This window comes from Vibrio phycocola (assembly GCF_054404255.1).
The window spans coordinates 74,436-91,901 of record NZ_JBTAMQ010000004.1 but is presented as its reverse complement, the minus strand read 5'-3'; the positions used below and the strand labels follow the sequence as shown (position 1 = coordinate 91,901).

The 17,466-nt window shown below is 40.9% G+C and carries 17 protein-coding genes; 10 read left to right on the top strand and 7 right to left on the bottom strand.

Features of this window, described 5'->3' with window-relative positions; all coding sequences use genetic code 11:
* Positions 1-37: 37 nt before the first annotated feature.
* On the bottom strand, positions 38-1,417 hold the full coding sequence (gene cysS / locus ACXJY6_RS06660; RefSeq protein WP_458767778.1) for a cysteine--tRNA ligase: 1,380 nt from the start codon (positions 1,415-1,417) through the stop codon (positions 38-40).
* A 158-nt stretch (positions 1,418-1,575) separates the two neighbouring features.
* On the opposite strand from cysS, the gene ACXJY6_RS06655 reads away from it, so the two are divergent.
* The 4 genes from ACXJY6_RS06655 to ACXJY6_RS06640 all read left to right on the top strand — a co-directional run bounded on the left by ACXJY6_RS06655 (position 1,576) and on the right by ACXJY6_RS06640 (position 4,594).
* Entirely contained in the window at positions 1,576-2,070 is a 495-nt protein-coding gene (locus ACXJY6_RS06655) for a peptidylprolyl isomerase (RefSeq protein ID WP_456049964.1), read from the top strand.
* 111 nt (positions 2,071-2,181) lie between these two features.
* Positions 2,182-2,904 (top strand): UDP-2,3-diacylglucosamine diphosphatase, encoded by a 723-nt coding sequence (gene lpxH / locus ACXJY6_RS06650; RefSeq protein ID WP_458767777.1) that lies wholly within the window; start codon positions 2,182-2,184, stop codon positions 2,902-2,904.
* Between the two features lie 89 nt (positions 2,905-2,993).
* Positions 2,994-4,208 (top strand): EAL and HDOD domain-containing protein, encoded by a 1,215-nt coding sequence (locus tag ACXJY6_RS06645; RefSeq protein WP_456049406.1) that lies wholly within the window; start codon positions 2,994-2,996, stop codon positions 4,206-4,208.
* Positions 4,209-4,213: 5 nt separating this feature from the next.
* Positions 4,214-4,594 (top strand): YchJ family protein, encoded by a 381-nt coding sequence (locus tag ACXJY6_RS06640; RefSeq protein ID WP_456049405.1) that lies wholly within the window; start codon positions 4,214-4,216, stop codon positions 4,592-4,594.
* A gap of 122 nt (positions 4,595-4,716) precedes the next feature.
* Here ACXJY6_RS06640 and ACXJY6_RS06635 read toward each other — a convergent pair whose 3' ends face one another.
* Together ACXJY6_RS06635 and ACXJY6_RS06630 are read right to left on the bottom strand one after the other, a co-directional pair.
* Positions 4,717-5,349, bottom strand: a complete 633-nt coding sequence (locus ACXJY6_RS06635; protein ID WP_458767776.1) for a YccT family protein — start codon at positions 5,347-5,349, stop codon at positions 4,717-4,719.
* Positions 5,350-5,480: 131 nt separating this feature from the next.
* Positions 5,481-6,377 (bottom strand): porin, encoded by an 897-nt coding sequence (locus ACXJY6_RS06630; RefSeq protein WP_458767775.1) that lies wholly within the window; start codon positions 6,375-6,377, stop codon positions 5,481-5,483.
* A 501-nt stretch (positions 6,378-6,878) separates the two neighbouring features.
* Here ACXJY6_RS06630 and dinG point away from each other — a divergent pair.
* Genes dinG through xthA form a run of 5 tightly spaced genes read left to right on the top strand, consistent with a single transcriptional unit; the run spans position 6,879 to position 11,339 of the window.
* A complete protein-coding gene (gene dinG / locus ACXJY6_RS06625; protein ID WP_458767774.1) occupies positions 6,879-8,951 on the top strand; it encodes an ATP-dependent DNA helicase DinG in 2,073 nt (690 codons plus the stop codon).
* Positions 8,952-8,988: 37 nt separating this feature from the next.
* Positions 8,989-9,768, top strand: coding sequence for a sulfite exporter TauE/SafE family protein (locus ACXJY6_RS06620; RefSeq protein WP_456049963.1), 780 nt, complete (start codon positions 8,989-8,991; stop codon positions 9,766-9,768).
* On the top strand, positions 9,765-10,298 hold the full coding sequence (gene priC / locus ACXJY6_RS06615; RefSeq protein WP_458767773.1) for a primosomal replication protein PriC: 534 nt from the start codon (positions 9,765-9,767) through the stop codon (positions 10,296-10,298). Before ACXJY6_RS06620 ends, priC begins: the two co-directional genes overlap by 4 nt.
* Positions 10,295-10,477: a DUF2496 domain-containing protein gene (locus ACXJY6_RS06610; protein ID WP_456049400.1), complete on the top strand. Its 183-nt coding sequence runs from the start codon at positions 10,295-10,297 to the stop codon at positions 10,475-10,477. Before priC ends, ACXJY6_RS06610 begins: the two co-directional genes overlap by 4 nt.
* A 49-nt stretch (positions 10,478-10,526) precedes the next feature.
* Positions 10,527-11,339 (top strand): exodeoxyribonuclease III, encoded by an 813-nt coding sequence (xthA, locus tag ACXJY6_RS06605; protein WP_456049399.1) that lies wholly within the window; start codon positions 10,527-10,529, stop codon positions 11,337-11,339.
* A gap of 83 nt (positions 11,340-11,422) precedes the next feature.
* Here the strand turns inward: xthA and ACXJY6_RS06600 are convergent, their stop codons facing one another.
* From ACXJY6_RS06600 to ACXJY6_RS06585, 4 genes are all read right to left on the bottom strand, one after another.
* On the bottom strand, positions 11,423-12,100 hold the full coding sequence (locus tag ACXJY6_RS06600; protein WP_458767772.1) for an ABC transporter permease: 678 nt from the start codon (positions 12,098-12,100) through the stop codon (positions 11,423-11,425).
* Positions 12,101-12,102: 2 nt separating this feature from the next.
* Positions 12,103-12,843 (bottom strand): ABC transporter permease, encoded by a 741-nt coding sequence (locus tag ACXJY6_RS06595; RefSeq protein WP_456049397.1) that lies wholly within the window; start codon positions 12,841-12,843, stop codon positions 12,103-12,105.
* An 80-nt stretch (positions 12,844-12,923) separates the two neighbouring features.
* On the bottom strand, positions 12,924-13,700 hold the full coding sequence (locus tag ACXJY6_RS06590) for an L-arginine-binding protein AotJ (protein ID WP_456049396.1): 777 nt from the start codon (positions 13,698-13,700) through the stop codon (positions 12,924-12,926).
* An 89-nt stretch (positions 13,701-13,789) separates the two neighbouring features.
* Positions 13,790-14,557, bottom strand: coding sequence for an ABC transporter ATP-binding protein (locus ACXJY6_RS06585; protein WP_456049395.1), 768 nt, complete (start codon positions 14,555-14,557; stop codon positions 13,790-13,792).
* 617 nt (positions 14,558-15,174) lie between these two features.
* Here ACXJY6_RS06585 and pflB point away from each other — a divergent pair.
* Positions 15,175-17,451 (top strand): formate C-acetyltransferase, encoded by a 2,277-nt coding sequence (pflB, locus tag ACXJY6_RS06580; protein ID WP_458767771.1) that lies wholly within the window; start codon positions 15,175-15,177, stop codon positions 17,449-17,451.
* Positions 17,452-17,466 lie beyond the last annotated feature (15 nt).

Here is a 17,466-nt window from a genome sequence, read left to right as displayed (position 1 = left end):
TTTCCCAAGCCCTTTACGTTAATGCACAACAAACAGGTTACTTCTTACGCCATGTCGTTCCTGTTGGGCCATCCTCTAAGACGATGCCCATTTCGTTCAAACGATCTCGAGCGACATCAGCATTTTCCCAATCTTTCGCCGCTCTTGCATCGTTGCGCATTTTAATCAAACCTTCAATTTCAGCAACTTCGTCGTTATCATCGTTACCTTGAAGAAACGCATCAGGCTCTTGATACAAAATACCAATAACATCGGCTAACTCACGCATTTGAACCGCGAGTGCTGCTGCTTTATCAGTATCATTAGGTTTAAGACGATTCACTTCTCGCGCCATATCAAATAATGTGGAATAGGCTTCAGGTGTATTAAAATCATCGTTCATTGCCGTTTTAAAACGAGCAACAAACTCTTCACCATAAGCGGCATCAACGGTCAAATCTAAGCCGCGCATTGAGGTATACAAACGTTCTAGCGAAGCTCGTGCTTGATTGAGGTTTTCTTCACTATAATTTAACTGACTACGATAGTGGCCCGACATCAAGAAGTAGCGAATCGTCTCAGCATCATAATGACCAAGAACATCACGAATCGTGAAAAAGTTACCCAGTGATTTAGACATTTTTTCTCTGTCTACCATCACCATCCCACTGTGCATCCATGTATTTACATAGTCAGTACCGTGAGCACAACATGATTGAGCGATTTCATTTTCATGGTGCGGGAACTGCAAATCAGAACCACCACCATGAATATCAAAATGATTGCCCAGCAACGCAGAATTCATTGCCGAACATTCGATATGCCATCCTGGACGCCCAGGTCCCCATGGTGACTCCCATGTTGGTTCGCCCGGTTTAGACATTTTCCACACAACAAAATCTAACGGACTGCGTTTTGCCTTGTCGATATCTACTCGTGCACCCGCTTGAAGCTGATCTAAATCTTGCTTTGACAACTTTCCATATTGTTTAAACTTAGCAACTTCAAACATCACGTCACCGTTACTAGCAACATAGGCGAAACCTTTATCAATTAAGCTTGTTACCAGTGTAATAATCTCATCAATATAGTCAGTTGCTCGAGGTTCATGATCTGGACGCAGAATATTTAACGCGTCAAAGTCTGCGTGCATTTCCCCGATCAAGCGTTCAGTTAGCGCATCACAAGACTCTTGGTTTTCATTCGCGCGTTTAATGATTTTGTCGTCTATATCGGTAATATTTCGAACAAATGTAAGATCATACCCTAAATAACGAAGATAACGCCCCACAACATCAAATGAAACAAACGTCCGACCATGGCCGATATGACAGAGATCGTAAATGGTGACACCACACACGTACATACCGATCTTGCCATCAGTAATGGGTTTAAATTGTTCTTTCTTACGCGTTAGGGAGTTATATATAGTTAGCATGATCACTGTCTAAGTTGGTTAAATGTCAAATGAACCATGATTATAACCATTCTCAAGTATCTAGGTCATCTATATTCTTTCATTAAGGTATTTTGATTGTTGCCTTAACTAAGCTAGAATTACGCTTTCTAAAATCACAAAAACTTAAGGTAACGATGATGATCACTCTTCATACCAATTTTGGCGACATCAAGATCGAACTCAACACAGAAAAAGCGCCTGAAACTAGCGCAAACTTCCTTCAATACTGTAAAGAAGGCTTTTACGATGACACATTATTCCACCGTGTTATTGACGGCTTTATGATTCAGGGCGGCGGTATGACGTCTGGACTAAAAGAAAAGAGCACTCGCGCTCCAATTAAAAACGAAGCAAACAATGGTTTAGAGAATACTGTTGGCACGCTTGCAATGGCTCGCACCATGGACCCACACTCTGCTAGTTCTCAATTTTTCATTAACGTCAATGATAATGCATTTCTTAACTTCCGCTCGGAGTCTAGAGATGGTTGGGGCTACTGTGTATTTGCAGAAGTGACAGAAGGAATGGATGTCGTTGAGAAAATTAAAGCCGTAAGTACAGGTTCATATGGTATGCATCAAGATGTTCCTCTGGAAGATGTTGTGATTACTGGAACAACGATCGAAGAATAATTATCTCTGTTGGCGCAAAGCCAGACGTTATGAGATTCTGAACCTATCTAATAAAGGTACTAATATTAAATTAGTGCCTTTTATTTTATAAGAAGACTTTAATTACCCACTATGCGCACACTTTTTATTTCTGATCTCCACCTTTCACCTCAGCAGCCAAAACTTACTGAGGCTTTTATACGCTTTTTACAAAACGAAGCCAGTAACGCGGACGCGCTTTACATTCTTGGTGATCTATTTGACTTTTGGGTTGGCGATGATGACTCAACAGAATTTGCTCAAGCGATAAAAGCAACTCTTAAGTCTTTTACTGATAGTGGTATCGATTGTTACTTTATCCAAGGCAATCGAGATTTTCTGATCGGCTCAAGGTTTGAGCGAGAAACAGGCGTTGTTGTTTTACCAGAGATCACTGAGATTACGTTGAATGGAAGCCGATGTGTTCTCCTACATGGTGATACTTTATGTTTAGAAGATGAACGTTATTTGGCATTCAGACAGAAAGTCCATAATCCATGGTTGCAATGGGGATTTAACAAGCTACCCTTTAAAGTAAGACAAAAAATCGCTATTAAAGTACAAACGGGCACACAACAGGATAAGTCTAAGAAATCATTAGATATAATGGATGTAACGCACGAAGAAGTGATTCGCGTTATGACAAACCATAGTGCTGAAATCATGATTCATGGTCATACTCATAGTCCTAATATTGAGCAGATAGATAACCAAGGTATTTGTCTAACTCGGATTGTACTGGGAGATTGGGGAAGCAAACTGTATTATTTGGACTTTAATGATGATGGTTACACATTAAAAGACGAACCGATCTAGCTAATATATTTTGCCATTACTAATCTAAAATTAGATTTGATAAACAGGCTTTCAGCATTTAATTAAACAAGGTAATACAAGGGGCACCTTTGCAGTATTCATATATAGCTCGTCAACCGATTCTGGATAAGGATAAAAACCTTGTCGCTTATGAACTATTGTTCCGAGATGGCCCAAATAATAAATTTCCAGACATAGAAGCGGAACAAGCCACTAGCCGTCTGCTATCAGAGCATTTTTTTGCCGTCCATAATCAAGATTCTCAGGCAGTGTTAACCTTTGTTAACTTTCCTTATCAAAGCATTATTAATTTGGTTCCTACGCTGTTGCCTAAAGAAAACCTAATTATTGAAATTCTTGAGGATTGCGAACCAAATCAAGCACTTCTTAATGCTGTGAAGACGTTACACAAAGAAGGGTATCGTCTGGCTTTAGATGACTTTATTCCATCTCCTGAGTGGAAGCCGTTTTTACCATATATTTCGATCATCAAGTTCGATATTCGACTCGTACCTATCGAGAAAGCAAAGATACTTCTTGATCGATTGCAACATACTCCAATTCAATTTTTAGCTGAAAAAGTCGAAACTCATGAAGAGTACCAGGAAGCATTAGAAGCTGGATTTACTCTATTTCAAGGCTATTTTTTCAGTAAACCAGAACTCATACGCAGTAGAAAGATCGATCCATCAGTACTCACGGTCATTCAGCTGTGCCAAGAGATTTCAAAGCCTGCATTGGACTTCGACGCCATTGAATCATTAATGTCTAAAGATGTGAGCCTCTCTTTTAAACTGCTCACTATTGTGAATGGTTCACCCAACGTGATGACTGATATCACATCATTCAAACAAGCTATTGTTTATCTTGGTGAGCAAAAATTACGAAAATTTATTTCGCTGTTAGCGATTGCGTCAACGTCTGAAGATAAGCCGCAATATCTCTATAATTTATCTCTACAAACGGCTCGTTTTTGTGAATTAATTGCCCAACTGTCAAGCGTGAAAATCACCCCGTCTTCCGCATTCCTAAGTGGGATGTTTTGTTACCTAGATAGCCTGCTTGACCAACCGCTCGAAGAGCTCTTAGAAGCCATTCCTATTGAGAAGTCAGTAAAGGACGCACTCCTCAACCATACTGGCTCATTAGGACTCCTTATACGTCTATCTATGGCGTATGAAAAAGCTGAATGGGGAACTGTGGAAGATATTGCGCAGTCACTTGAACTCAACATGGATCAGGTCGCGAGTTGCTATGACAACGCCATTGCTTGGACATCTGAATTGTTTACTAAAATAGATTAATTAATATGAAGCATTGCCCTTGTGGAAGCAAAAAACACTATAAAAACTGCTGCCAGTTAGTTCATAATGACCATGCTCAGGCACGTAAACCCGAACAACTTATGCGTGCTCGCTATTGCGCTCATGTTCTTAATCTCGTCGATTTCATCATCATGACCTATCATCCCGATCGCCAACAGGAATTCACCAAAGATGATATTCAAGAAGGGTGTGAATTGGAATGGACAAAGCTTGTGGTCGAGCATTCTCATTTGTCGAGCAATACTGAAGGCTTTGTTCACTTTAAGGCCTATTACAATGATAATGGTCAGAGTCAGTGCTTAAATGAAAAATCTCGCTTTATAAAACACAAAGGTTTCTGGTTCTACGTTGATGGAACTTATTAAAAAGAAACAATTGAGAATTGTGAGGACGTAAGAACAGTAAATAAGATGAAAACTGACTCAATGAGCCAGCTCCCAACGTAGATTCAGATGTATTAATTCAGAGCAACTACTACCGTCGCGAGTTACTTTTCTTGTTCAGCAAGCCATTGTTTTATTTGGTCACGCTGCTCTTCTGTCGCATTGTTATAAAGCAACTTAAACGTATTCAGCAGCGAAAGATCATTCCCACCCTGCATCACTTCATCAGTCACAACTTTTGTAGCGCCATCTTGTGCGTACTGATTTCCTTGTGCCAAATTATAAGCCGCTAATGGCTTTTCAATATCCGAATACGGCATAAAGCCTTGACCAGGTAAGGCATCATATTCCAGTTGATACTCATCCCCTTTTTGATTAACTAAAGTCCATTGAGGATCGCGCTTGAAATAGGCTTTTGCTTGAGAGTAGGAACGGAGCCTAGGCAACACAATTGATAACTGATCATCAGCGTTAAACTGAATTAACGAAACATTCGGCGTGGTTGAATATAACCGATTCATACTTCCGTCACGCAAGCTAGCATTAAAACGGTATACTAATTGGTGCTCTCCCGCAGAGATATCACTCAATGTTCCCTTTACTAATTCAGATTTCGTTATCTTTTTACCATCGATCGCCATCAGTTCAATCGTTGAATCGACGGTCAATGTCGCCGCCTCTACAACCAAGCTCGACAATAAGCTGATACCCAAGACTAGAAAACGTTTATTACTCATATCACTTACAACCTTACTTAAACAAACAATGAATAAATTTTGTATTGATTGACTTTAATGCTATTAACCTAAAACGCAAAAGACCGCCCTAAAGGCGGCCTTAAAAGAAAGTGTTTCAACTAATCGCTAGATTAGAATGATACTTCCATACCAGCTACGTAACCAAATTCTTCAGTATCGACGCCATCACGTTGATCAAGATCGTAATCATTCATACCAACTTCCGCATATACACGTACGTTAGTTGCAAGTTGGTTAACAACGTTTGCATAGACAGTTGTATCTTCAACGCCTTCAGTATCTGCTGTAGAGAAACCTAGAGCGTATGTCGTTGCATCCATAGAATATTTAACGTTAGCTTCTAAATAATCAGTTTCTGCGTCGTTCTTTTCTTTAGAACCGATTGATGCATTAAAAGTTAGTGCATCAGCTGAATAAGTTGCTTGAACGTTGTAAGCAGACTCTTCAAAACCAGTTGCTTCGCCATCTAATGCGTAGATTGCTAGAGTAAGATCGCCAACATACACACCGATACGACCATCTACATCAGAATTCTCACCATCTGATTCTTCTAGGTCAGTAGAAATACCAAAGAAGAAGCTGCCGTTGTCGAATGTATATTTGATTACATCGTCGCCAGAAGCATTAGTAGTACCGTATTGAGCTCCACCAAATTCGAAGTCTGCACCAATACCTGCGTCATCTGCAATATAAAGTTGCTTACCGAAAGTGATAGTACCCATAGATGCAGATGAGAAACCTACAAAAGTTCTGTCTGCAGCAGTATCATCAATACTTACTTCACCAATTGCTGAAGTATCTTCAGATAGAGCAACAGAAGTTGATGCTGTTAGATCGAAATCATCGATACGAACTGCTAGGTCTGAGTCAGTGTAACCTTCGTTACCAATAAGTTGCACTTCAGCTACACCAGAGATAGATGTTGAAACACCACCGTCGTTATAAACTTCTGCTGCGTTTACAGAACCTGCTGCTAATACCGCTAGAGCTACTAGAGTCTTTTTCATATTAATCCACTGCCTTTTCTTTTGGGGAATCCTAATATTGGTTCCCTCTGTTTTGTTTGATGAAGAACGAAAGTTTTTTTGTTCTTCGCCAGTAATTCCGAAACCTAGATTGCAAAAGATTACCCTGCGTGTCAACTCTTTAATAAAACAATGTAAAATAAAAATAACTGTCTATTTTACATATAGTTAAACAATAAAATAACAAAACAGCCACAATATCACGCTCAAAAACCAAAAAAATAGGGCTCTAATTTTTATCACAAAAACAAAATAAAACACTCGTTTGGTTATTTTATTCCCATAAATTTAGACATTTATAAAAACTAATCGTGACATTTAGAGTTTTATATTTTTTTGAGCGCGAATTTAATTTAAGTAACTGAAGATTCGGTTTTTTTGTGAGAAGGATCTGACTTTATTTAAAAAAGTTACGTTGTAAAACGCAGTAACGCCGTATCTACGCCTGTGGTAACATAGTGAAATCATCATTTAGGGCCAAATATGTTAACCAGTAAAGTCCAAAAGCTCATCCAAAAAAGCTATCAAAACCTCCCATACCAACTTGATAATTTTGTTCCTCGTCGAGCACAAAACTATCTTGTTGCTGAAATAGCCAAGACACTACATGGTCAATACCATAAAACTAATCGCATAATGGTTGCTGAGGCTGGAACAGGAATTGGGAAGTCTCTCTCCTACTTAATGGCTGCCGTACCAATGGCCGTGCTTAACAACCGTAAATTGATCATTTCGACCGCCACTGTCGCGCTTCAAGAGCAACTCGCACATAAAGACCTTCCTTTATACCGTCGCTTAATCGAAATCGACTTTCAATATCGCGTTGCCAAAGGACGTCAACGTTACTGTTGTAGAGAGAAGCTAGCTGCATTTTCAGAATCTGGCGATCAATTAGGCTTTCAATTTGAGACAAAACCCGAAGAGGATGAAATTGCCCTATTACGTGACTTATATAAAGCTCTGGATTCAGGCAAGTGGGATGGAGAACGTGACAGTTGGCCTTCTACGATAACAAATGAAACTTGGCAGCGTATCGCGAGTGACAAATTTGGCTGTAATCCTACCTTTTCTGTCCATCGGCAATGTCCATATCATAAAGCCCGAGTAGAACTAGAAGCGGCTGATGTCATTATTGCAAACCATAGTCTAGTGCTTTCCGATGCTGAGCTTGGTGGTGGTGTTATTCTGCCAGAGCCAGAAGAAAGTATTTATATTTTTGACGAAGCGCACCATCTCCCACAGATTGCCCGCGAACACACCGCAGCATTTGCTCCGTTAAAAAACAGCATTAGTTGGCTTGAACGACTTAACCAAACCTTGGCTAAATTTACGACATTAGCCGAAGAACAACGAGTTTTTCGCTTTAGTAATGAGCTAACCGATGCAATCCAAGTGATTATTCCATCCTTATTATTAGTGTCCAAACACATCGACACCACGCACTTTGTCGAAAAGCGACTTAGGTTTGAGCATGGGGAATTGCCTGACTGGTTACAAACCGAAGCAAAGGATCTAAAGAAGTCGACCAAGAAAGCTCGCCAAGCCGTGGGCAAAATTTCAGACCTAATAAGCGAGAAAACAAAGGAAGGTCAGCTAGCATTGAGAATTGCTCAGCCCGCTTTAGCTGAACTCGGAAGCTATGAGCAACGCCTAGAAAATCTCAACCAAGTATGGTCATTAATGGCAAAACCTACTTCGAAGAGCACAACACCACTAGCACGGTGGCTAGAGATAAGTGAAGAACGAGAAGATGACGTCGTCGTTCATGTATCACCCATTGAAGTTGGTTATCACTTAGAGCAGGCGATATGGACTCGATGTGTGGGAGCTGTGCTCACCTCCGCCACTATGCGGGCACTCAACTCTTTTAGCTATTTTTGTCATCAGGCTGGTATCAGTCAAAAAGAAGAAGATGGTGTTCAGTTTCTAGCTTTGGCCTCGCCGTTTGATTATCAAACCCAGGGTGAATTGTTGGTGGCGGATATTGGCGTCGATCCTCAAGCAGAAGATTTCACCAAAAAATTAGTTAACAAGTTGCCTAACTATTTATTAGAGAAAAAAGCCAACTTAGTCTTGTTCGCATCTTATTGGCAAATGAATGAAGTTGCTTCGTCATTATCAGCCAAACTAAGTAAGAAAGGTTGGTTGATTCAAATCCAAGGAACCAAGTCGAGAAAAGAAATTCTAGATAATCATAAATTCACCATCGATCACGGTGGCACCTCGATTATCTTCGGTACTGGCAGCTTTTCCGAAGGCCTCGATTTACCAGGAAAACTTCTGGAGAACGTGATCATCACTAAAATTCCATTTGCAGTACCAACGTCGCCCATCGAGCAAGCCTTGGCTGAATATATCGAAAGTCGTGGTGGAAACCCTTTCATGCAAATTACGGTACCCGAAGCGAGTAAAAAGCTCGTCCAAAGTGCTGGGCGTTTGCTGCGTAAGGAGCTAGATTCTGGTAGAGTCGTCATCCTTGATCGGCGGATAATGACACGTCGCTATGGCAAAGCTCTCTTAGATGCCCTGCCTCCTTTTAAGCGCGTCGAAAAATAGCGGCCTTTAATGCAGCTTTTGGGAATATAAATCAATGTTGGAATTACTCGAACCCTCGGTTATCGTGATATTAGCCATTGTCGCTTTTACCGCTGGTTTTGTTGATGCTGTAGCAGGAGGTGGCGGAATGCTCACTATCCCGGCTCTACTCTCCATTGGGCTGCCTCCACATATTGCACTTGGAACTAACAAAGTTGCCTCAACTTTCGCCTCATCAACAGCGGCATTTACCTACTATAAAAAAAGAATATTTCACCCTCATTTATGGGGGCGAGCGTTTATCGCTACCTGTATTGGGGCTGCGATTGGTACCTATGTGGTGAGTTTTATCTCAACAGAATGGCTCGAAAAAGTTCTACCTCTTGTCATACTTCTTACAGCCTTGTACACGATATTGCACAAGGCCCCCAAAAATACGGACATAACTCCAACTAAGGACATCAAACAATTTCACCCTAAGCAAGTGGTACAAGGCTCTGTCTTAGGGTTTTATGATGGTGTTGCCGGGCCTGGAACAGGCGCATTCTGGACCGTAAGTTCGATGGCAATCTATAAGTTTGATATATTAAAAGCTTCCGGATTGGCGAAAGCAATGAACTTCACCAGCAACGGAACCTCGTTGGTTACCTTCGCTTTGTTGGGCCATATCGATTGGCTTGTAGGCTTGACCATGGGAGTCTTCTTAATGGCAGGGGCTTATGTTGGTGCGCATTCTGCGATTCGTTTTGGTGGACGCTTTATTCGCCCTGTTTTTATTTCTGTTGTCTCCGTCATCGCACTTAAGCTCGCCTATGAAGCATGGTTTATAGCGATATGAATCTAGAGCTACTTTCCACTGTCATCAATGAATTAAAATCAAAGGCATTGTCATTAGACCGCCATGGAGAAAAAACTCACCAACGAGTATTTGATTCATCGCTGTTTCGTAACCACTCTTATAAATTACATCCTTATGTGGAAGAACTCGAACAGAGCTTGTCTGAATTGATCGTTCATTGTGGCTTCGATACGAATCCTACGAAAACGGACTATTTAAGTGAACGACTTATAAATCAACTAAGTGCCATTCAAAGAGAAATAAATAATCAAACAGCCTCCCGTTCCAACGAGCCACAATTATCGACGCATCAATTACACCAAGACTTAGCGCAACATATAGAGTGGGAATATCGATTGCAAACGATGCTGCTAGAGAAAACTCATCAACTTGAATTGTCATTGGACGAAGATGCTTCGATAATCAAACAAGCTGTGAATACATTAGAACAACGCTTATTTCGTTGCCAAGTGGCGAAACAAACGCTACAAAATAGATTAGATAGGCAAAAGAGGAGAAACAGCGAATGAATAACACCTCATCTGAATTAAATGATGCCCCAAAACACATTCAATTGGCCGTTGATCTGATCTATCTTCTAGAGGCCAATGAAGTTGATCCTAAGGTTGCTATTGATGCCTTAAAAGTTGTCGAACAAGACTTACTTGAAAAAATCAATAAGCTCACGTCACTAACGAATAACGAATAACCGAAAACATCTCATTCAATATCACCTCCTGATAGAGAAAAGGACTACGATGAAAATTATCAGTTTTAACATCAATGGGCTACGTGCCAGACTTCACCAACTCCAAGCTATTATCGATAAACATCAACCCGATGTTATTGGGTTGCAAGAAATCAAGGTTCATGACGAAGCTTTCCCAATCGCAGATGTTGAAGCCATGGGCTACCACGTCTACTTTCATGGACAAAAAGCCCATTATGGTGTTGCTATGCTAAGTAAAACAGAACCCACACATCTACAAAAAGGGTTCCCAACCGATAACGATGATCATCAAAAGCGTATGATTATCGCTACGTTTGCGGGAGAAAATGGGAAAAGCTATACCGTATTAAATGGTTACTTCCCACAAGGCGACAACATCAAGCACGAGACAAAGTATCCCTATAAGCGCGCCTTTTATAACGACTTAGATAGCTACCTCAATCAACACCACTCGCCAGATGAAAACTTGATTGTAATGGGTGATATCAATATTAGCCCAACCGATATTGATATCGGAATTGGTGAACCCAATCGTGTTCGTTGGCTTAAAACTGGCAAATGTTCCTTCCAGCCTGAAGAACGAGAATGGTATGCGCGCTTAACCGATTGGGGGCTTGTTGATACTTTTCGTTATTTGCATCCAGATGTGAACGATCAATATTCTTGGTTTGATTATCGCTCGAAAGGCTTCTTAGATAATCGTGGTTTACGAATCGATGTTGTCTTAGCTACCGAGAGCTTAAAGGAACATTGTGTCGATGCGGGTATTGATTACGAACTTCGTGGTATAGAAAAGCCATCGGATCACGCACCCATTTGGGCGACGTTTTCTGATATCTAATTAAAACGCATAGAATCACTAAAAAGGCCGCATGTGGTTAAATACATGCGGCCTTATGTTTTTCTAGAATAGCTAAATCGGCACTAAGTTCTTGGACGCATAAACGCGAGAAGTTTGGTTTCTGCACGCTTAAATACCCAAATAACGGTAAACGTCAGCATCATATAAAACAATCCTGCCGTCAAAAATGATTCGAATGGAGCATAATAGCGAGAGTTAACCAAACGAGCGGCCCCCGTTAAATCCATGATCGTCACAATACCCGCAACGGCGCTACCATGAATCATGAAAATCACCTCATTACTATAAGCAGGTAAAGCACGGCGTAGCGCACTAGGCAAAATAATGCGTCTAAATGCCTGAATAGTGCTCATTCCATAGGCTTTTGCTGCCTCCACTTCCCCTTTCGGTAAGCCATTAATCGCACCACGAATAATTTCAGCGGTATAAGCCGATGTGTTAAGAAAAAAGGAGACCAGAGCACAAAACCATGCAAACTCCCATAACGTTCCTTTTACTGGAAAGAACTGATCCATACCGTAGTAAATCAGATAGAGTTGCACCAACAATGGGGTGCCACGGAAAAAGTAAATATAAGCCCAAGCCGGCAAATACAATACAGGATTATTACTATTGCGAGCTAGTGCTAATGGAATCGCAATAATCAATCCCAAAATCAACGCTAGCGAGACCAACCAAGTCGTCGTCCATAAGCCGCTTAAATAAATAGGTAAACTGTCAACGATAAGAGAAAAATCCATATTTACCTCATATGCAGACTGTATTTACGTTCAACTAGCTTCAGTAAGCCAGTGGATATCGACGTAAATAACAAAAATATAATGGCCACAGTCATGTAAAACGTAAAGGGCATTTTAGTTGAACCTGCGGCTAACGAGCTGACTCGTACCATATCATCAAGTCCAATAATGGAGACTAAAGCGGTTGTTTTGAGTAACACCAACCAGTTGTTACCAAAACCAGGTAACGCATGACGAATCATCTGCGGAAATAAAATTCGACGAAATGACAGTAACGAGCTCATACCATATGCTTTTGCAGCTTCCAGTTCACCTCGGTCAACAGCCATAATCGCACCACGAAATGTTTCTGCCATATAAGCACCAAAAATAAAACCAATGGTGAGGACACCAGCAATAAAAGGGCTAACGTCGACATACTCTGGCAGATATTCCGTCCACTCATGGCCTGGATTGGAGCTAAGCATCCAACCATTAATCCATTCATTGAACGCATAAAGTGAGTTGTTTAATAGAATTTGGCCACCGAAAAAAATCAGCATCATTAATACCAAATCGGGAATACCGCGAATAACTGTCGTATATAAAGTGGCAATAAAGCGAAGCCCACGATAAGGGGACAGCTTAGACAATGCCCCAATTAACCCGAGTACCATGGCAAGCGCCAATGAAAGTAATGCCACTTCTATCGTTAGAATGGCACCTTCAAAGATTGAATTTTCGTAACCTTGTAAATCCAGCATATAAGGATATTAATGACCGTTAGTGGAAGACATACGGGAGAGATAAATCCCTCCCGTGTACTAAGATGTTTTATAACGAATTAGTCACCATATACGTCATAATCAAAGTATTTGTTTTGAATCGTTTGATATTCGCCTTTCTCACGTAACGATTTGATCGCTGCGTTCAATTTCATCGTAAGATCGGTGTCTTTCTTACGAGTTGCGATACCAAAGCCATCACCAAACCATTTTGGATCAGTTAACGATGGACCAGTGAATTCATACGCTTCACCGCCTTCTTTATTAAGAACACCCTCTTCTAAAGCTGACGCATCTCCTAATACTGCGGCGATACGACCATTAGCCAGATCAAGGTAAGCTTCATCGAACGAACCATAACGAACAACATCTACAGAATCACCAAAATTGTCAGTGATGTACAAATCATGAGTCGTTGCACGTTGAACACCAATTTTTACGCCTTTCAAACCTTCAGCAGTGAACTCTAGGTTAGAGCCTTTCTTAGCAATATATTTGTTAGGAATAAGGGCATATTTATCTGTAAAATTAACTTTCTCTTTGCGCTCTTCTGTAATAGACATAGCAGCAATAATTGCATCGTATTTGCGTGCAAGAAGAGAAGGAATAATCCCATCCCAATCTTGAGGGACAATGACACACTTCACTTCCATCTCTGTACAAAGTGCATTTGCCATATCAACATCAAAGCCTTTTAACGAGCCGTCAGCTTCAGTCCAGCTAAATGGAGGATATGCTCCTTCAATACCAAAACGTACTGTTTTCCATTCCTTTGCTTGAGCAACACCCGTTGCTGCAGTTGCTGCTAATGCAGCGACAAGTAACCACTTTTTCATGTTAATACTCCTGTAAATTATTATTTTAGATATTATTCAGCATCATAAATAGACACGTTGCGAACCATCACTATACGTTGAATGGTTCACTAATAAACGGTAGAAATAAACTGCTTCAACCGCTCAGATTTTGGATTAGAAAACAGCTCTTCCGGACTGCCCTGCTCTTCTACTTTTCCTTCATGAAGAAACATAACATGGTTGGAAACATCACGTGCAAACGCCATCTCATGGGTTACCACAAGCATAGTTCGGCCTTCCTGAGCCAAATCCTGCATAACGCTAAGCACTTCCCCTACTAACTCAGGGTCGAGCGCAGACGTTGGTTCATCAAATAGCATAACCTCAGGATCCACAGCTAATGCTCGTGCAATTGCAGCTCGTTGCTGTTGTCCACCTGACAAGTGGTTTGGGTAGTAGTCTTTTCTTTCGTACAACCCAACTTTCTTCAATAAGCGTTCTGCATTTTCGATAGCTTCATTACGTGGCACACCAAGAACATAAATAGGCGCTTCAATAACATTTTCTAATACTGTCATGTGAGACCACAAATTAAACCCTTGAAACACCATGGCTAAACGTGACCGAATTCGTTGTACTTGCTTATCGTTACTCGGGTTTTGCACTCCTTGGCGATTCGCTTTCATCTCTATCAATTCGCCATCGACGAAAATATCACCTGATGTTGGCGTTTCAAGTAAGTTGATACAACGAAGGAAAGTACTCTTACCGGAACCAGATGAACCGATAATGGATATAACATCACCTTTATGAGCTTGTAGAGAGATTCCTTTCAAAACTTCATTTTGACCAAACGTCTTATGCAGTTCTTTTATGTCTAGCGCTGGCTGACTCATGCGCTGTAACTCCTTAAATCATTCACTTAAAAAGGTTGGTAAAAAAGTGTGAAAACTATCACTACGTCTATAAAGTTGCAACAAATTATCATCTAAGCTGTCGACTACATACAGTCACAAATTCAACTTAACAGTTAGATAGGTGGTGAATTATTCTAATAGAAAAGCGGATAGATGTTTTAAAACATCATTAAATAGGACCACAAATGGGTAGACACGCCACGATGATAAGCGGAAACTCTTACACAGTTGTTCTGCTATTCTTATTGCCCAAATTAGAGTAATCAATAGATAACTTGTCACAATACTGTCGTAACGTCTAGCTTAAAGCATGCATATAAGATTTATGACTAAAAATTTATTGAGATTTTTTAAGATTTATTGATTTAGTTTAAGGTTTGCGTTTTTTTTTTAGTCTAAAATGCATTTACAGTGTAGATTAAAATCCAATTGACGATACTAGTATCCGAATCACAACTATCCAATTTGAATAGTCGTATCGTTATTTAAAGAGTGTACTGCTCCTATTTCATCACAACCAAAACGGTGGATAAGGATAGCTGGCTCAACAGCTACGTCAGTACGTATATTTACAGCTAAAAAGGTAGGTGTATATCATGGCAGAGCAATTTGCTAAAGCTTGGGAAAATTTTGTTTCTGGTGACTGGAAAAGCGAAGTAAACGTTCGTGACTTTATTCAGAAAAACTACACTCCATATGAAGGAGACGAATCTTTCCTAGTTTCTGAAGGTACTGAAGCAACAAACACGCTTTGGGCTAAAGTAATGGAAGGGATCAAACAGGAAAACGCAACTCACGCACCTGTTGACTTTGATACTTCAGTTATTTCTACCATCACAGCTCACGATGCTGGTTACATAAACAAAGACCTTGAAACCATTGTTGGTCTTCAAACTGAAGCGCCACTTAAACGTGCAATCATCCCTAACGGTGGTGTTCGCATGGTTGAAGGTTCTTGTAAAGCATACGATCGTGAACTTGATCCTCAAATTTCTAAAATCTATTCAGAATACCGTAAAACTCATAATGCTGGCGTTTTCGATATTTATACTCCAGATATCCTAGCATGTCGTAAGTCAGGTGTTCTTACTGGTCTTCCAGATGCTTATGGTCGTGGTCGTATCATTGGTGACTACCGTCGTGTTGCATTGTACGGTATTGACTTCCTAATGAAGGACAAGCTTGCTCAGTTTACTTCTCTTCAAGAAAAATTTGAGAATGGCGAAGATCTAACTGCAACTATGCAACTTCGTGAGGAAATTGCTGAACAACACCGTGCGCTAGGCCAAATCAAAGTTATGGCTCAGAAATACGGTTTCGACATTTCTGCTCCAGCAACATCTGCTCAAGAAGCAATCCAGTGGACTTACTTCGGCTACCTAGCTGCTGTTAAATCTCAAAACGGTGCTGCAATGTCTCTTGGTCGTACTTCGACTTTCCTAGATATCTTCATCGAACGTGATATCGCTGCTGGTAAAATCACTGAAGCGCAAGCGCAAGAAATGATTGACCACTTCGTAATGAAGCTACGTATGGTTCGTTTCCTACGTACTCCTGAATACGATACACTTTTCTCTGGTGACCCGATCTGGGCAACAGAATCTATGGGTGGTATGAGCTTAGACGGACGTACTTTGGTTACTCGTTCAAACTTCCGTTTCCTAAACAGCCTATACACCATGGGTCCATCTCCAGAGCCAAACATCACTGTTCTTTGGTCTGAGCAACTACCTGACGGCTTCAAACGTTTCTGTGCGAAAGTATCAATCGATACGTCTTCAATTCAGTACGAAAACGATGACTTGATGCGTCCAGACATGAACTCTGATGACTACGCAATTGCATGTTGTGTATCGCCAATGGTTGTTGGTAAACAAATGCAGTTCTTCGGTGCTCGTGCCAACCTTGCTAAGACAATGCTCTACACCATCAACGGTGGTATCGATGAGAAGTCTAAAGCGCAAGTTGGTCCTACAATGGACAAAATTACTGGCGACGTTCTTGATTACGATGAGTTGTGGGGCAAAATGGACCACTTCATGGACTGGCTTGCTAAGCAATACGTGACTGCACTAAACAGCATTCACTACATGCATGACAAGTACAGCTACGAAGCATCACTAATGGCTCTACATGACCGTGACGTGTACCGTACAATGGCATGTGGTATCGCTGGTCTTTCTGTTGCTGCTGACTCACTTTCTGCGATTAAATACGCAACTGTTAAGCCAGTACGTGACGAAGATGGTGTTGCTGTTGACTTCGAAATCGAAGGCGATTATCCGAAATTTGGTAACAACGATGCTCGCGTTGATGACATTGCTTGTGAACTTGTTTCTGTATTTATGGGCAAAATCCGTAAACTACAAACTTACCGCAATGCGGTTCCAACACAGTCAATCTTAACCATTACTTCAAACGTGGTATATGGTAAGAAAACAGGTAATACACCTGATGGCCGTCGTGCTGGTGCTCCATTTGCTCCTGGTGCAAACCCAATGCACGGTCGTGATGAGAAAGGTGCAGTAGCGTCTCTAACTTCAGTTGGTAAACTACCGTTTGCTGATGCGAAAGATGGTATCTCTTACACTTTCTCTATCGTTCCAAACGCACTAGGTAAAGAGCAAGATTCACAACGTGCTAACCTTGCAGGTCTAATGGATGGTTACTTCCACCATGAAACCGGTATTGAAGGTGGTCAACACTTGAATGTTAACGTTCTAAACCGTGAAACTCTAGAAGACGCAGTTAAGAACCCAGACAAGTACCCACAACTAACAATCCGTGTTTCTGGATACGCTGTTCGTTTTAACTCTCTAACCACAGAGCAGCAAGCAGACGTTATCGCGCGTACCTTTACTGAATCTCTATAAGCTATTTAGCTTAAA

What these genes read in the sequence shown, in the direction of transcription:
- xthA (WP_456049399.1), top strand. Translation starts at nt 10,527, where the DNA reads ATGAAAATTATCAGTTTTAACATCAATGGGCTACGTGCCAGACTTCAC.
- lpxH (WP_458767777.1), top strand. Translation starts at nt 2,182, where the DNA reads ATGCGCACACTTTTTATTTCTGATCTCCACCTTTCACCTCAGCAGCCA.
- ACXJY6_RS06590 (WP_456049396.1), bottom strand. Translation starts at nt 13,700, where the DNA reads ATGAAAAAGTGGTTACTTGTCGCTGCATTAGCAGCAACTGCAGCAACG.
- ACXJY6_RS06655 (WP_456049964.1), top strand. Translation starts at nt 1,576, where the DNA reads ATGATCACTCTTCATACCAATTTTGGCGACATCAAGATCGAACTCAAC.
- pflB (WP_458767771.1), top strand. Translation starts at nt 15,175, where the DNA reads ATGGCAGAGCAATTTGCTAAAGCTTGGGAAAATTTTGTTTCTGGTGAC.
- ACXJY6_RS06640 (WP_456049405.1), top strand. Translation starts at nt 4,214, where the DNA reads ATGAAGCATTGCCCTTGTGGAAGCAAAAAACACTATAAAAACTGCTGC.
- ACXJY6_RS06630 (WP_458767775.1), bottom strand. Translation starts at nt 6,377, where the DNA reads ATGAAAAAGACTCTAGTAGCTCTAGCGGTATTAGCAGCAGGTTCTGTA.
- priC (WP_458767773.1), top strand. Translation starts at nt 9,765, where the DNA reads ATGAATCTAGAGCTACTTTCCACTGTCATCAATGAATTAAAATCAAAG.
- cysS (WP_458767778.1), bottom strand. Translation starts at nt 1,417, where the DNA reads ATGCTAACTATATATAACTCCCTAACGCGTAAGAAAGAACAATTTAAA.
- ACXJY6_RS06585 (WP_456049395.1), bottom strand. Translation starts at nt 14,557, where the DNA reads ATGAGTCAGCCAGCGCTAGACATAAAAGAACTGCATAAGACGTTTGGT.
- ACXJY6_RS06600 (WP_458767772.1), bottom strand. Translation starts at nt 12,100, where the DNA reads ATGGATTTTTCTCTTATCGTTGACAGTTTACCTATTTATTTAAGCGGC.
- ACXJY6_RS06610 (WP_456049400.1), top strand. Translation starts at nt 10,295, where the DNA reads ATGAATAACACCTCATCTGAATTAAATGATGCCCCAAAACACATTCAA.
- dinG (WP_458767774.1), top strand. Translation starts at nt 6,879, where the DNA reads ATGTTAACCAGTAAAGTCCAAAAGCTCATCCAAAAAAGCTATCAAAAC.
- ACXJY6_RS06635 (WP_458767776.1), bottom strand. Translation starts at nt 5,349, where the DNA reads ATGAGTAATAAACGTTTTCTAGTCTTGGGTATCAGCTTATTGTCGAGC.
- ACXJY6_RS06595 (WP_456049397.1), bottom strand. Translation starts at nt 12,843, where the DNA reads ATGCTGGATTTACAAGGTTACGAAAATTCAATCTTTGAAGGTGCCATT.